15 protein-coding genes and 1 riboswitch are annotated in these 15,499 nt (G+C 47.8%); of the genes, 13 read left to right on the top strand and 2 right to left on the bottom strand.

Going from position 1 to position 15,499, the window contains the following annotated elements; all coding sequences use genetic code 11:
• Positions 1-86: 86 nt before the first annotated feature.
• From ACKU41_RS18765 to phoU, 7 genes are all read left to right on the top strand, one after another.
• On the top strand, positions 87-2,240 hold the full coding sequence (locus ACKU41_RS18765) for an adenylate/guanylate cyclase domain-containing protein (RefSeq protein WP_321403021.1): 2,154 nt from the start codon (positions 87-89) through the stop codon (positions 2,238-2,240).
• Positions 2,230-3,585 (top strand): extracellular solute-binding protein, encoded by a 1,356-nt coding sequence (locus tag ACKU41_RS18760; RefSeq protein ID WP_319779029.1) that lies wholly within the window; start codon positions 2,230-2,232, stop codon positions 3,583-3,585. Before ACKU41_RS18765 ends, ACKU41_RS18760 begins: the two co-directional genes overlap by 11 nt.
• A gap of 142 nt (positions 3,586-3,727) precedes the next feature.
• Positions 3,728-5,227, top strand: coding sequence for an MBOAT family O-acyltransferase (locus tag ACKU41_RS18755; RefSeq protein ID WP_321403015.1), 1,500 nt, complete (start codon positions 3,728-3,730; stop codon positions 5,225-5,227).
• Between the two features lie 32 nt (positions 5,228-5,259).
• Positions 5,260-6,237, top strand: a complete 978-nt coding sequence (locus ACKU41_RS18750; RefSeq protein ID WP_321403013.1) for a hypothetical protein — start codon at positions 5,260-5,262, stop codon at positions 6,235-6,237.
• A 272-nt stretch (positions 6,238-6,509) separates the two neighbouring features.
• Positions 6,510-6,815 carry a YhdT family protein gene (locus tag ACKU41_RS18745; RefSeq protein WP_321403011.1) on the top strand — a complete coding sequence of 102 codons (306 nt, stop codon included), beginning with the start codon at positions 6,510-6,512 and terminating at the stop codon, positions 6,813-6,815.
• On the top strand, positions 6,812-8,284 hold the full coding sequence (gene panF / locus ACKU41_RS18740; RefSeq protein ID WP_321403008.1) for a sodium/pantothenate symporter: 1,473 nt from the start codon (positions 6,812-6,814) through the stop codon (positions 8,282-8,284). Before ACKU41_RS18745 ends, panF begins: the two co-directional genes overlap by 4 nt.
• Positions 8,285-8,433: 149 nt before the next feature.
• Complete coding sequence (gene phoU / locus ACKU41_RS18735; RefSeq protein WP_321403005.1) at positions 8,434-9,102, top strand: phosphate signaling complex protein PhoU; 669 nt, start codon at positions 8,434-8,436, stop codon at positions 9,100-9,102.
• A gap of 79 nt (positions 9,103-9,181) precedes the next feature.
• Here the strand turns inward: phoU and ACKU41_RS18730 are convergent, their stop codons facing one another.
• Complete coding sequence (locus ACKU41_RS18730) at positions 9,182-10,120, bottom strand: HEAT repeat domain-containing protein (protein ID WP_321403003.1); 939 nt, start codon at positions 10,118-10,120, stop codon at positions 9,182-9,184.
• 174 nt (positions 10,121-10,294) lie between these two features.
• Positions 10,295-10,397: riboswitch (TPP riboswitch) on the top strand.
• A 58-nt stretch (positions 10,398-10,455) separates the two neighbouring features.
• On the opposite strand from ACKU41_RS18730, the gene thiS reads away from it, so the two are divergent.
• The 6 genes from thiS to ACKU41_RS18700 all read left to right on the top strand — a co-directional run bounded on the left by thiS (position 10,456) and on the right by ACKU41_RS18700 (position 14,340).
• Entirely contained in the window at positions 10,456-10,656 is a 201-nt protein-coding gene (gene thiS, locus ACKU41_RS18725; protein WP_319779020.1) for a sulfur carrier protein ThiS, read from the top strand.
• A gap of 5 nt (positions 10,657-10,661) precedes the next feature.
• Entirely contained in the window at positions 10,662-11,438 is a 777-nt protein-coding gene (locus ACKU41_RS18720; protein ID WP_321403001.1) for a thiazole synthase, read from the top strand.
• Positions 11,439-11,444: 6 nt separating this feature from the next.
• Positions 11,445-12,566, top strand: coding sequence for a 2-iminoacetate synthase ThiH (gene thiH / locus ACKU41_RS18715; RefSeq protein WP_321402997.1), 1,122 nt, complete (start codon positions 11,445-11,447; stop codon positions 12,564-12,566).
• Positions 12,563-13,186 carry a sulfur carrier protein ThiS adenylyltransferase ThiF gene (thiF, locus tag ACKU41_RS18710; RefSeq protein ID WP_319779017.1) on the top strand — a complete coding sequence of 208 codons (624 nt, stop codon included), beginning with the start codon at positions 12,563-12,565 and terminating at the stop codon, positions 13,184-13,186. Before thiH ends, thiF begins: the two co-directional genes overlap by 4 nt.
• Positions 13,187-13,199: 13 nt before the next feature.
• Entirely contained in the window at positions 13,200-13,847 is a 648-nt protein-coding gene (thiE, locus tag ACKU41_RS18705) for a thiamine phosphate synthase (RefSeq protein ID WP_321402994.1), read from the top strand.
• Between the two features lie 157 nt (positions 13,848-14,004).
• Positions 14,005-14,340 (top strand): hypothetical protein, encoded by a 336-nt coding sequence (locus ACKU41_RS18700; RefSeq protein ID WP_321402993.1) that lies wholly within the window; start codon positions 14,005-14,007, stop codon positions 14,338-14,340.
• A gap of 189 nt (positions 14,341-14,529) precedes the next feature.
• Here the strand turns inward: ACKU41_RS18700 and ACKU41_RS18695 are convergent, their stop codons facing one another.
• Positions 14,530-15,438 carry a formate dehydrogenase accessory protein FdhE gene (locus ACKU41_RS18695; protein WP_321402991.1) on the bottom strand — a complete coding sequence of 303 codons (909 nt, stop codon included), beginning with the start codon at positions 15,436-15,438 and terminating at the stop codon, positions 14,530-14,532.
• Positions 15,439-15,499: the final 61 nt, after the last annotated feature.

Below are 15,499 nucleotides of genomic sequence, written 5' to 3'. Positions count from 1 at the left end.
CTGAATTAAATATTGTTATTCTTTACAGCACCTGTATAACAATAAAGTACGGTCAATTTCATTGGGTAAAAATCGGTGCAGTTACTATGAAAAGAAATACACCTCTGTATATCAACATACTGACCATCTTTACGACCCTCACGTGTTCGATAGTACTCTGTATTGTTGTATACGGATATATCCAGAATTCGCGCATTGCCCTTTTTTCAGCGAAACAATTGGTTCGCCAGACCGGAGCTGCAATAGGCGAACGCACGCAAAATATTTTCGACGGTGCATTCATGACCGTGAATACGTATGTCGGCTTTAACGAAATCGGGGAAAAAGCATCTCTGCACTCACATCCCATGAGTCATGCTTTCTTTAAATGCCTGCAGCAACACCCGGACTTCACATCTATTTTCATCGGCTTTGCTGATGGAGATTTTTTCCTCGTCTCTTCCTTACGGGACCGGGAGCAGGTGAAAAAAGAAAAAAACATACCCGCAAATGCCCGCTGGTATACCCAGACAATAGGACATCTCCCCAGCGGCAGGAGATATGAGTTGACCAAATATCTGGATGAAGGTTTCGTAACCATAGGTTCCAGTTCTGACAATAACGCAGGTTACGACCCGAGACTTAGGGCATGGTACCGTAACTCCAGACATACAGACATCTCTCTTTTAAGTGACATATATCTGTTTGCATTTTCAAAAGAACCCGGAATTACTGTCTCCCGCAGGTTTGACGGTGCTGTTCCCGGAGTCTTGGGTCTGGACATTTCACTGGCAAATCTATCCGGATTCATGAAAAAACAATTAGTGGGTGAAGATTGCGAAATCATGGTCTTCGAGCAGTCTGGAGATCTGTACGGTTACCATAACATCAAAAAACTCAGGCAAAACATATACTCAAACCCGCACAACAGAAAAAATCCAAGAGTTTCCGGTCTGAAAAATCCAGTATTGGACTCGCTGGCCGCAAACTACGAAAAAAATGTCAGCGATCACCTTCATATCCAGCAGTTGACGGTTGGAGGCAAAAAATACATCTCGCTTGTGGACCCACTGCCCAAAGAATACGGCAAGGAGCTTTTTGTTGCCATCACCGTACCGGAATCATTCTTCACCGGACCTATCGCAAACATCGGAACAAGAACCCTGTTGGTTTCACTCGGAATTCTTATCTTGTTTCTGCCCATCATCCATCTGGTTGCCAGAAAATTGAGCAAACCGCTGATTGAACTGACACATAGTGTAAAAAATATCCAGCAATTCAAGCTTGAAACTCCTATTGAAGTAAAATCAAGCATTGTAGAGGTCCACGATCTTTCCAAAGCAATGGAAACCATGCGCGGTACACTCAATGCCTTTGGGAAATACATTCCCCGTCCGCTGGTGCAATCAATGATTGTAAACAAAATTGTCCCCGAGTTAGGCGGTAAACGCAAGAACCTCACCTTTCTGTTCAGCGACATCAAAGACTTTACTGCCATTTCAGAAACCATGACCCCGGAACAGATTACCGGCACAATCACCAACTATATGAAATGCATGAGCCGGGTTATCCTGAACAACGGTGGCACAATTGATAAATATATCGGCGACTCCATCATGGCCTTCTGGAATGCCCCGGAGGACGACAAACAACATGCCGGCAACGGCTGTCTGGCCGCGCTTAATTGCCGTAAAGCCCTTGCGGAATTCAACTCCCGCTGCCGGGACTGTAATGAACCGGAAATGCTTACCCGGCTTGGAGTCCATACTGGCGAAGCCGTTGTCGGCAACATAGGTTCGTCGGACCGCATGGATTATACAGCCATTGGTGCGGCTGTAAATCTGGCTTCCCGTCTTGAAGGGCTGAACAAATATCTTGGAACTGAAATTCTGGTCAGCGAAACCACCAAAGATCTGGCCGGGGACAATTTCGTATTCCGCTTTGCAGGAAAGGTAATTCCCAAAGGCACAACCAAAAGAACGAGAATCTACGAACTGCTTGGCACACGCGAGGGAGCCGGTGAGGAGTTTGCCCCCTTTGCCGTTTGCAAACAAACAGAAGAAAAGATCAAACTATGGGAAAAGGACTTTGCCATACTGCTTTCATGCAATTTTGAGAAGGCCGCAGAATCATTTGAATCATATTTGGAAAGAAACGGACCGGACCCTCTGGCTGAGTACTACCTGAATATGGCCAGAAAATTTATAAGCACCCCGCCGAATGAAAACTGGCAGGGGGAGGTGGTCTTCAATGCCAAATAAACTGGGAACGCTCCTGCTGGCAATATATATCTGCCTGCCCTGCAGCAAAGTTTATGCAGCCACTTCCATATCCTTCTGGACCACTGAAGTGGCCCAGGACCGTCTGGCCGTAATTCAATATCTGATAAGGGCTTTTCAGGTTCACAATCCGAATATCAGAATCTCCGTCCGGGGAGTTGAGGAAAACGACTTTGCTGCGACACTGGCAACAGCCCAACGTGAAGGCAAAGGGCCGGACATAATCACCTGCTCCTCCGATCTTATAGTTGCATTCAACAAAAAGGGATGGATAAACTGCTATGCCGTAAAACAAATTCTGGATCATATAGGCAGGGACAATTTTTTCACTGCTCCGCTGAACAAATTCAGGATGCCGGATGGTAAATACTGCGGACTGCCCTTCAACGGCTGGGTTCAGGGAATATGGTACCGCAAGGACTGGTTTGCGGAAAAAGGTCTGGCTCCGCCGAACAGCTGGGAAAACATCCTCAAGGCAGCGCGCAAATTCCACGACCCGCAAAACGGACGTTACGGAATTCTCATCGGAACACGCAATGATTCCTATGCCGAACAGGTTTTTACCCATCTGGCCCTTTCTGCAGGGGCGAAAGAATTCACCCGAAACGGCAAAGTAGCCTTTGATTCCCCGGAAACTGTCGCCACCCTTGAATTCTACAAAGAACTGGCCCGCTATACCCCGCCGGGACCGCAATGGTGGCGGGGCCGCGACTTTTACATGCAGGGCAGGCTGGCAATGATGTTTTATTCCACATTCATCATGGACGACCTTGCTATCCCCCCCATCGCCGAAAACTCACTCGGCCCTGACAATTTCAAAGAATTGAAAGGGGAAAAATATGACCATATGCTGCTCAAAAACACAGGGATGGTTTCAAGTATTAAAGGATCCCGCAAAGCGGCTTTCGGGGTTATCCACGCACTGGGGCTACTCAAAACCGGCAACGTAAAAAAACAAAAAGCGGCTATTCGTTTCGCCGAATTCCTTTATCAGGAAGACGCCTACATAACATGGCTGCACATGGTTCCCGGAGGCATGCTGCCCATGCTGAAAAAAATACCTTCAAGCCCGGTATTCTACCGGGATGCGCAGGGAGTTTTTCAAAAGTATTCGCGTAAAAGAGTCAGGGAAATTGTTTCGGGATTTGAAAACATCAAAAGCTTCAGCATCATTGATGGAGAACTCATACCGCAGGCAGCACAGGCATCAGAACAGGGCATCATCCCGGAAATGATCGAGGAAACCCTGCGACTGAAGACTCCCCCTGCAGAAGCGGTGCACAAAGCTGCAGTAAAGATGGAAAAAATTAATTTTCGACCTGAATAAAAACACGTAACAGCAAAAACCATAAGTAAATACAGCGCCGACATACTTTCTGCCTATGTAAAGAAGACATAAGAAAACAACAGTTGACACCCAAAACCACAACAGATATCAACTTTTATTTATTCTTTTAAGTAGGCAATTTATGCTTTTTAACTCACTTGAATTTATATTTATTTTTCTCCCTTGTGCACTGCTGGCGTTTTATCTTACTGCCTACATCACCAAAAACAGTCCTCTTGAAAGACTGCCGTACATAGTTCTGCTGGCGACCTCAGTAGCATTCTACGCTTGCTGGGATTACCACTATTTATGGCTGATATTCTTTTCTGTTACAGCCAACTTTTTTTTCGGAAAAGCCTTATGCGCCATTTCAGAAAAGACAAAATCAAAAGTTGTATTAAGTGCAGCCCTACTGATGAACCTCGGCCTGCTCGGCTATTACAAATATACTGACTTTTTCATTACAAATCTCAATATGGCCGTCGGTTCAAATTTTAATCTGCAACACATAATTCTCCCGCTCGGTATTTCATTCTTTACCTTTACCCAAATCGCTTTTCTGGTCGATATCTACCGCAAGGAACTGCAAACATTTACTTTTCTGGACTATGCCACCACTATAACTTTTTTTCCTCATCTAGTAGCCGGGCCGATTCTATTCCATCATTCCATGATGCCCCAACTGCAGAAAAAAGTTCGCTTCAAACTTGATGAATGTATCACGGGTCTGACAATCTTCTGCGTCGGACTTGGTAAAAAAGTGCTTCTGGCAGATGCTCTCGGCTCGTATGCCGATCCTATCTTCAACGCAGTTGCACTCGGCTTTGTACCGGATGCAGGAGAAGCATGGCGGGCGGCACTCTGCTACTCGCTACAGCTGTATTATGATTTTTCCGGCTATTCAGATATGGCCATCGGATTAGCACTCTGTCTGGGACTAAGAATCCCACTCAATTTCTACTCTCCGTATAAAGCCATCAACATCGGTGACTTCTGGAGGCGCTGGCACATTTCGCTTGGCGTTTTCCTGCGCAATTACCTCTACATTCCACTGGGCGGAAACAGAAAGGGATTCAGCCGCAAATGCGTTAATCTATTTATCGTCATGTTCTTATGCGGAATCTGGCATGGAGCAGGCTGGACCTTTGTTGCATGGGGTGCGCTGCACGGCTTATTCATGATTATCAACTCCGTCTGGCTGCGCTTGAAAAAAATCCCGGAAGCCGTTCCTCAATATTTGCGAACAGGGTGCGCATGTTTCCTGACTTTTCTGTGCGTAGTTGCCGGTTGGGTCCTGTTCAGGGCCGATACCATTGATTCCGCATTGGTGATACTGAACGCCATGATCGGAAACGGTATGGAAACATCTGAAAGGATTCGCGGCGGCAATTCTGAACTGGCCATAGTCATAGGGCTGCTGGTGGCTTGGCTGCTGCCTAATGTGCAACAGCTTTTCCTGAGTGCAAGTCCTTCGGACAACAATTATACCGATAAAAAAGTGTTTCGGCCTTTCCAAAATATTCTCTGGAACAAAGTGGACCCGGCAATGGCTTGGGGAATATTCGCTGCCTGCCTGTTTTCCTTTGCAATCAGCAGAATTATTACGAGCACTTCAGAAACATTTTTATACTTTCAGTTCTAGATAAGTACCCAAATTCAAACGGAGTCCCCCCGATGGCGAACCACCATAAAGCATATATCAGGTACATCACCGCATTTTCAGTCACAACATTCATTATTCTTGCGGCTACAATCGGGACATCAATCATTATGAACAAACTTAATATCGTTCATGATGGATACAGCGTTTTATACAGATATCAACTTGATAAGATCGAGCACATGAAAAATCCTGATGTAATCCTCATTGGGGACAGTTCACTCGGGAACTCCGTGAATGCTGCGACTTTATCAAAACTAATCAATAAAAATGTGTATTCATTAGCACTTACAGGCACATTCGGCTACGCAGGTTCGTTTAATATGCTTAGCCGGGCGCTGAAAACAGGTAAACCGGAATTGGTCGTTCTATGTCAGACTCTGGACATGATGACCCGCGCTGTCGGACATGGAGCCTATGCCATGACCATGGAAAACCCCTCTTTTTCAGAATTGATAAGATTGCGGGGTATCTACATGGACATAGATATCTTCAAGAAACTTTTTGACACACTCACCGATAAAGACACACGGACCACAATTAACCCGGCAAGAGACTACTTTCCACAAAGTGAACCAATTCGCGATGAACTGAACCATTTGAACAAAATTGATGGCTTGGATGCAGCATCCATAATCGAGGAAAAAGTCTACTACTTAAAAAAGATAATAGCCCTCTGTAAAACAAACGGCATTCCATTTGTCTATTTTCATGGTCCTTTGTACGAGCCCATGCTGAAAAAATCCACCCCATATAAAAACAAAGTAAATGAGATTTTAGAAGGCTCCGGAACTATTGTTGAGAAAGCCACTCCAGTTCCCATTCCGTTAAACAAAGTAGGAGACTCTGTGGACCACGTTGCGCCTGAATATAAGGTGGAATACACTCAAAAGATGGCTGACCTGATCGTCAAATATATCCCTTCCCATCACCTGACCGCAAATAAACAGGTCAAATTTCACGACGATAAAGCACAGCCAACTGTACAATAAGCAATACTGGCGATTAAGAATCCGCAGCAGAAAATATCCGTCGGCATAAGCAGGCTCAAATAGAACGCAGGAAAAAGACAACCCTGCAAATTTTATCTATAATCCTCAATTCTCATTCATAAGAACAGCTTCCAGCTGATCCACAAATGGCTTGCATTTATCCCCTCCATAAGGCACTCAACCCGCGGCGTCGGTCACACAGCTTTCCACGAAATCAAGGCCGACTGCCGAATCCACGCAACCATAAACTTTTCACATAGAGGCCGATCACCATGGACAAAAAGACCAAGGACTGGCGATTCGCACAAGCAAACAAAGAAGCCTTGCTGACACTGGGAGCCTATGCCCTTTATTTTATCTGGTGGTACGTCTGCGCTTACGGCATGGGCAGCGGCGACCCGGATAATTATAAGTATGTATTCGGACTGCCGGAATGGTTTTTCTACAGCTGTATCGTGGGTTACCCGCTCATAACCGTTATACTCTGGGCGCTGGTCAGATTCAAATTCAAAGACATGCCGCTTGATGAAGAAATTGATGACATGATTAGCACAAAGACCGGGGAGGAGCAGTCATGAACAGCACTGTTATGACCGTTATCCCCGTAATTATTTATCTGGCGATGTCTTTCAGCGTGGCTCTCTGGGCACGTAAAAAAGCGGAATCAACCCAATCGTCCAAGGGATTCCTTGAAGATTATTTCATTGGCGGACGCTCCATGGGCGGCATGGTGCTGGCCATGACCATCATAGCCAGCTACACCAGCGCCAGCAGCTTTGTGGGCGGACCGGGGGTAGCCTACAAACTGGGCCTCAGCTGGGTTCTACTGGCAATGATTCAGGTTCCGACAACCTTTCTCACGCTGGGTATACTCGGTAAACGGTTTGCTATAATGGCCAGACGCACCGATTCCGTAACCATCACCGATTTCCTGCGAGCCCGCTACAAAAGTGACGCTGTGGTTATCCTATGCTCCGTGGCCCTGATAGTATTTTTCATGGCTGCAATGCTGGCCCAGTTCATCGGCGGAGCACGACTCTTCCAGACCGTAACCGGGTACCCTTATATTGTGGGACTCGCTCTTTTCGGGGTCAGTGTGGTTCTTTACACTGCCATCGGCGGATTCAGGGCTGTGGTGCTCACTGACGCCATTCAGGGCATTGTCATGGTCGTAGCTGTGGTGGTCATTCTGCTGGCGGTCATCAATGCAGGCGGAGGCATAGAAAACTGCATCCAGTCGCTCAAAGCCATTGATCCCGGCCTGATCACCCCCACCGGACCCAAAAATGCCGTTCCACAACCCTTTGTACTTTCCTTCTGGGTGCTGGTTGGTATCGGCATACTCGGCCTGCCCCAGACCACCCAGCGCTGCATGGGCTACCGCGATTCAAAAGCCATGCATGATGCCATGATCATCGGTACCCTGCTTATCGGTTTCATGATCCTTTGCGCCCACCTTGCCGGAACACTGGGCCGGGCAATCCTCCCCGAACTTCCGGCAGGCGACCTTGCCATGCCTTCACTCATTGTGGAACTGCTTTCACCATTCTGGGCGGGAGTCTTCATTGCCGGACCGCTGGCGGCTATCATGTCCACTGTTGATTCCATGCTCCTGCTGGTCTCCGCAGCCATCATCAAAGACCTTTATATCCACTACCGCTTGAAAGGGGATGCCTCACGCATGACTCTGGTCAGCCTCAAAAAGATGAGCCTGATCTGTACAGTGGTCGTCGGGCTGATGGTCTTTATCGCTGCCATCGAACCGCCGGACCTGCTGGTCTGGATCAACCTTTTTGCCTTCGGCGGACTGGAAGCGGCCTTCCTCTGCCCCATCGTCATCGGGCTGTACTGGGACAAGGCCAATTCTACCGGAGCAATCTCATCCATAGTTATAGGAGTGGGAACTTTCATTGTGTTAACCATAATGAAACCAGCCATGGGCGGAGTGCATGCTATTGTACCCACAACTCTGGCCTCTTTAACTGCTCTTGTGCTCGGTTCATATGCCGGTGCTTCCAAAACAAAAACCGGACAGCTCGCAAACTAAGCGAATTTGAACAGTCATATCCACTCTCCCGCAACAGGGCCGACATGTTTTCGTAACAAAGATAACGTAATTGCTAACTGCTAAGCACGTTTGAAGAAAACTGTTATAGATATAAACCAGCCCCTAGTTCGGGCATAGGAGTGAATGATATGGATATGCACCACCCGCTAAAGGTATATCAGCAAGAGCTTGCCGACCTGCAGGGACTTGTCCTTAAACTCGGCAATATGGCACTGGACCAGTTGAACAAAGCCGTTGATACGTTCGAGGATAACGATCCCGAAAAGGCTGACGCTATCGTTGAAATGGATGAAAAGATCAATGATCTTGAACATGAAGTAGATAAAGCGTCCCTGATGATCATCACCAAGATGGAACCGAAAGCTGAAGATCTGCGCTATGTCCTGACTGCCAGCAAAATCGCTTCCGATCTGGAGCGTATTGCAGACTACGCCAAAAGTATTGCCGACAAAGGCAAACGCGGCTTTGCCGAAGAACACACCCAGCATCTGGGCTATGTAAAACACATGGGTCAGGAACTTGACGCCATGCTGAAAAAAATCCTTGAAGCGTTCAAGGAACTGAGCGTTGAAAAAGCACTCGATGTCTGGCACAGCGATAGTAACGTAGACGCACTGTACAATGAAGCTTTGATCGGCATGAAGAATTGTGTTTCCTGCGAAGAGCTGGAAGGAAAGGGATTCATCTCCCTGCTCTTTACAATGCGCTGTCTTGAGCGTGTCGGCGACCACATCACCAACATTGCCGAGCACATCTACTTTATCAAATACGCGGAGTTCTTTGCCGGAAAGAAATAATTCCCGTTTGTTTAAAAAGTTAAGGGGTGGAAACGAAATAGCGTTTCCACCCCTTTTTCAATTCAATGATGAAGTTGGTCTAATAGTAAAGATCAACAACTTCCTTGATCATTTCTTCATCGTTATAATCTTCTGAATTCCTGACCGAATCCATGAAGGAATGCGATGCTTCAGTATCCATATCCCCAATGGCTTTGAGGGCCATGAACTTCTGGGTATTATCGTGCTCGCGGTAGTACTGAATCAGGAACGGAAGCTGATCTTCAGCCTGCAACATCCCTAGAGCACTTACTGCGCAGGACTGAACCATGCTATCATCATGCCTGGTCAGCTCCATCAGGGGTGCAATAGCCTTGGGATTGTTGGTGTAACCAAGTTCCAATACTTTTAAATATACATAATCGTTATCAGGATCGGCCTGAATTTCACGGGCCAGACGATCAACCTCAGCGTCGGAGGCCACGTTTTTCATTACATACCTGTTGACCTTTGAGGCAACCTCTTTGACCATCAGGCTAATGGGAATATTGTAGCATGGATTTTCCACCTCACGGAAAGTCCAGATTGGCACCTTTCCATTCTTAAAATAACTGGTGATGCGGTGCGTCTCACTGCCGTCATATAAATCCGCGCTGAAAGTCATGAAGGTGAAATACGGCGAGAACCCGGTGGTACGCTGATTTCTTATGCGGTACTTATGGATTTCCAGATTGACAGGATGTGCAGCACTCCCGCCTTTGCCTACGTGCACCCCGCGCATTTTCAATTCTTTTTCCAGATATTCCTTCAGGAACTCGACTTCATTATTAATATCCAGATAGGCGGTGATGGTGCCAATTGAAAACTGCCTGTCCTCGCCACTGCGTACGTCTTCAAGAGTAAAAACAACTTCCTCGTCAGCCGGGGCGGAATAATCAACACTGGAAGGGGTCGGCGGAGCTACATTAAACGACTTAGAACATCCTCCCAGCATCACCAGTGAAGCTGCAAGGCATAAAAATAAACATCTTAACCTCATGTTTTACCAATTCCTTCTGTCTATATGGTTAAATATAAAAAAATTGGCGTAACCATTAGCCTACACAGCAATTAAACTCAAGATAAAAACATTACTATTAAGAACGATCAACTGAACCGGGTATTATGTTTAAATCATTTCCCCTTTACACAGCCATAGCTTTTGAATAGACTCTTCGGCAGCTGGGGGTGCCTTATCTGGCTGAGATGGCAAATTCGCCTGTCCCTTTGAACCTGATGCGGGTAATCCCGCCGTAGGGAAGCTGAAATAGATTCTGTTAATATATCTATTCCTAAAGCTCACCCTACGTGGTGAGCTTTTTTTATGGAGTGAAAATGATCGTAAGACTAAATGGTAAGGAAGCCGAACTGACCGCTAGCATAACCATCCTCGAACTGCTGGAATCAAAAAATCTCGCACCGGAGACTGTGGTTGTTGAAGTCAACATGGAAATCATTCCTGCGGAAAGTTACGGCTCCACGAAAATAAATGACGGGGACCACCTCGAAATACTGCGCTTTGTAGGCGGAGGTTGATTAAAATGAACAATGATTCTTTTAAACTTGGCGGTCTTGAATTTGAAAGCCGCCTGCTGACCGGAACAGGCAAATACGCCGACGATTCCATCATCCCGGATGTTTGTGAAGCTTCCGGTTCCCAGATCATTACCGTGGCCCTGCGCCGTGTTGATCTGGAATCCGAAACCGGAAATGTCATGGATTTTATTCCCAAACACATGCAGCTGCTGCCCAATACTTCCGGCGCACGCACTGCCGAAGAAGCCGTCCGCATCGCCAGACTCGCCAAAGCCATGGGCTGCGGCAACTGGATCAAGATTGAAGTTATTTCCGACAACAAGTACCTGCTTCCCGACGGCTACGAAACCGCCAAGGCAACTGAAATACTTGCCAAGGAAGGATTCGTGGTTCTGCCGTACGTTAACGCGGACCTCTACATAGCCCGTTCGCTGGTTGATGCCGGAGCCGCTGCAGTCATGCCGCTGGGTGCTCCTATCGGAACCAACCGGGGCCTTAAAACCCGTGAAATGGTCCGCATCCTGATCGATGAAATCGACCTGCCGATTATTGTCGATGCCGGAATAGGACGCCCATCCGAAGCATGCGAAGCCATGGAAATGGGAGCTGATGCCTGTCTGGTAAACACCGCCATTGCCACCGCAAGTGACCCCAAAGTGATGGCTAAAGCCTTTGGCCGGGCAGTAAAAGCCGGACGAGATGCCTACCTCTCAGGTCCCGGAGCAAAACACAGCCATGCCAAGGCGTCCTCACCACTTACCGGATTCCTGCACGAAGGATAAAATAAAATGAGCTTCTACCCCATCTGCGCCGAATACAACGACGCCCCCCTTGCCGAGCAATTCGGCTCCGTAACTGAACACGATGTCAGGCGCGCCCTTAACAAGACAACTTTAAGCCCGGAAGACTTTCTTGCCCTGTTAAGCCCCGCAGCAATTCCCTTTCTTGAAGAAATGGCAGCCAAAGCCAGCCAACTGACGCTGCAGAACTTCGGAAGGACTATTCAACTTTTTACCCCGCTTTATATGGCCAACTTCTGCACCAACAGATGCGTATACTGCGGCTTCAACACCAAGAACAACATCCCCCGCTCCCAACTCGGGCCGGAAGAACTTGAAAAAGAAGCCAGGGCCATAGCAGCGACAGGACTCAAGCACCTGCTCATCCTTACCGGGGATGCACGGGCCAAATCTTCTCCGGAATACATTGAATCCGCGGTGAAAATCCTGCGTAAACATTTTCCATCCGTATCCATTGAAATATACGCCATGACCGAGGAAGAATATTCCCGGCAGGTAGAGGTTGGCGTAGACGGCATGACCATGTTTCAGGAAACCTACAACGAAGAACTTTACCCTGAACTGCATCCGTCAGGTCCCAAGCATGATTACCGCTTCCGCCTTGATGCCCCGGAAAGGGCCTGCAAAGCTGGCATGCGCGTGGTCAACATCGGTGCCCTGCTCGGTCTGGATGAATGGCGGCACGACGCCCTGAAAACCGGCATCCACGCCGCCTATCTGCAGAACAAATATCCCGAAGTGGACATAGCTGTTTCCCTGCCGCGCATCCGTACCCATGTTGGTGACGCATTCACCCCGAAATCCCTCGTCAGCGACACGGACCTTGTGCAAAACATGTTGGCCCTGCGTATTTTCCTGCCCCGCTGCGGAATCACCATTTCCACCCGCGAGGCCCCTGATTTCCGCGAAAACATCCTTCCGCTGGGCGTAACCCGCATGTCGGCAGGCGTTTCCACCGAAGTAGGCGGTCATACCGGCGAAGAGGAAGAAAAAGTGGGCCAGTTCGACATCAGCGATGGACGCAGTGTGGACGAAATGTGCGCGGTACTGCGCAGACACGGTTATCAGCCTGTTTTTAAAGACTGGCATCCCCTGCAGGAAGCATCGTGAACCGCGCCGAACAAGGCATAGCAAAATATCTCGGCAAGGATCTGTTGCGGCAACTGCAGAGAATCCGCATCGGCATTGCAGGCGCGGGAGGACTGGGTTCCAACTGCGCCATGCACCTTGTCCGCAGTGGATTCAGGCAATTTGTCCTCGCCGACTTCGACCGCATTGAGGAATCGAACCTCAACCGCCAGTTCTATTTTATGGAGCAAACCGGCAAAAGCAAAGTTGAAGCCCTCTGCGACAACCTGCAATCCATCAACCCGGACCTCGACATCACTGCCCATGTGAAAGAGGTCAGCCGAGAAAATGTGCATGATCTTTTTGACGGTTGTGATGTAATCATCGAAGCCTTCGATGATGCCGCAGCCAAAAAAGCGCTGGTGGAGACCTTTCTGCCCACGGGTAAACTGCTGGTCACAGCATCCGGTATGGGGGGTACGGGCAACAGCGATGAAATCAAAACCCGCAAGGTCCGCGACAATTTCTACATTGTCGGAGATATGAAAACCGAGTGCAACGCCGAGACCCCGCCCTTCTCGCCCCGGGTAGCAATCTGCGCGGCTAAACAGGCCGATATTGTGCTCAGCCACTATCTTAACAAATTCAAAGAAGCGGAATAACAAGAGGAAAACTATGAGCACCAGAAAAATCACCCGCCAAAATATCCTTGATACCGATATCTACTGCCTGACCGCCCTGAAATTCTCCAATGGGCGCTCCAACATAGAAGTGGTCCGTCAGATGCTTGATAATGGAATCAAACTGATTCAGTACCGGGAGAAAGAAATTAAATCCGGCCAAAAATATGAAGAATGCATGGAAATCCGCCGCATGACCCGCGAGGCCGGAGCCGCCTTCATCGTCAATGACGACATCGATCTCGCCATGATGGTTGAAGCTGACGGAATCCACATCGGACAAGAAGATTTCCCTGTCCATGCCGTACGCAAGCTTATCGGTGAAGATATGGCTATAGGTCTCTCCACCCATGCGCCCGAAGAAGCTCTCGCTGCAGTGGAAGCAGGTGTGGATTACATCGGGGTCGGCCCCATTTTCAAGACTTACACCAAAGATGATGTAGTTGACCCGGTAGGCTTCGAATACCTCGACTGGGTGGTTAAAAATATCGAAATTCCTTTTGTCGCCATTGGTGGAATTAAGGAACACAACATTGCCGAGGTCATGAACCGGGGAGCAAAATGCGTGGCTATTGTTACCGAGATTGTCGGGGCGGATGATATCGGGGGCATGATCGGTAAACTGCGTGCAGCAATAAAATAATAAATTTCAAATCGGAACTACTCACATGACAACACCCCTGAACCGAAAACACCGCGTGCATCAAATCCATACAAACGGATTTGCAAAAAAATATATTTAATATTTTTATGTACGCAACGTAAGCTCCGGTTCAGGGGTGGGTGGTAAAGACATAAATATGTTCAAACAAAAAGAATGGCTGTTCCAAGGCGAATCTGGCAAAGAATATACGTTTGGAATATATGCCAAAACCCGTCCCATTCCTGAACACAGCGGACTCTACATACTTTCATACACTCACCCACGCGGACACCGGTCCGGATTCAAAGTCAATATGCTCTATGCAGGTGAAACAGAAAACTTCAGCAAAACCATAGCAGCCCCACCGCAAGCCGACTGCCTATGGGATGAAAACTGGAACTGCATTTATCTGCTAATAAATGATAATCCTGACGAAAGAAGAAATATACTCTCGGATTTGATCGCGGGTAATAAGATTAGCTGCCAGAATTAAATTTTACATATCCGTACCTAAGCTTAATTTACTGAACCCTCAGATTTGATCATCTATTTCTTTTCCGGATATTTAAGCTATAGTTGCCAATGAGACTACTCATGCTGACTTGGGAACGTTTAAGAAATGACAACCCGCCGCAACTTCTAAAAGCTGCAGCGGGTTTCCTTTTTAATCTCCCAATGCAAATTACAACACATTCCAAGGTGTCTCAACCAATGGCAAATAGCTTTCCTCCTGAGCTCTGATGTCCAGATGAACAAGCCCAAGCGGGGCAATACGCGGGTCAGGCTGATCGGTAAGTTCACGGGTATCGATGGTTACGAAATAATGGTTGCAGGCTTTACAGACGTCCACCCTTTCGTTCTGGCTTTCTTCCGCTTTCAGGTAACGCAATTTTTCATGATCCTCGTTCTCGCACCAAGGACAGGTATTGCGCTTGAAGCGCCACTCGTGACCACAGCCGGAGCAATGCAACCAGCGCTGTCCGCCATGTGATTTGAGGTAGGCATTGTCATCGCCGGACTTTCTGAGCAGAGCCAGATCAGGAAAGGTACCGCAAATCGGACAATACCCCTTGTGCCATGCCATATTTTCAATTGCCTTTGCAGCCTCAGGCTCCATGCGGACCATAAACGGTTTAAGTGCGAGAGTTCCGATAAAAGTCAGAATCTGGTCGTCAACTTTCCACTCATCAATCAGCGAACGCAACAGCTTGGAATCTTCATCCCAAATCGCCTTGGGAAGATCATTAAAATTTTCAACTTCCCCTACTGCGCCAATAATCTCGTCCACCTGCTTTGAAATAATCGGAATTCCCTCAGCCAGAGCACTTGCCACCAGCATAAACACAGCATGGTATTTTTTGCCGAGATCGGGCAGTTCCATATCTGCCAGCAGAGCCGCTCCCTGATCAAAGCGCGGCGCATATGGTTCAGGGATCTTGTATCCGTCCCAATCAGCCAAAAGCTCTTCCGCTTTTTCCTGTGCGAGAACAAGCGGACCGAATCCATCAAAAATATTTTCCAGAGCAGGCATTCTCTTACGCAAAGCAAGCAACCCCGCCTGTACATCATGTTTCTTTTTAATGTTACTCATCAATTCTGCTCCTGATATATATGATACGCTTTGCGCTTTTTTAAAAAATTTCGCCTCCTGC

This window comes from Maridesulfovibrio sp. (assembly GCF_963678865.1).
In the GTDB taxonomy this organism is placed as follows: domain Bacteria; phylum Desulfobacterota; class Desulfovibrionia; order Desulfovibrionales; family Desulfovibrionaceae; genus Maridesulfovibrio.
The sequence above is the reverse complement of the archived record's forward strand: the minus strand, read 5'-3'. Positions and strand labels throughout refer to the sequence as shown.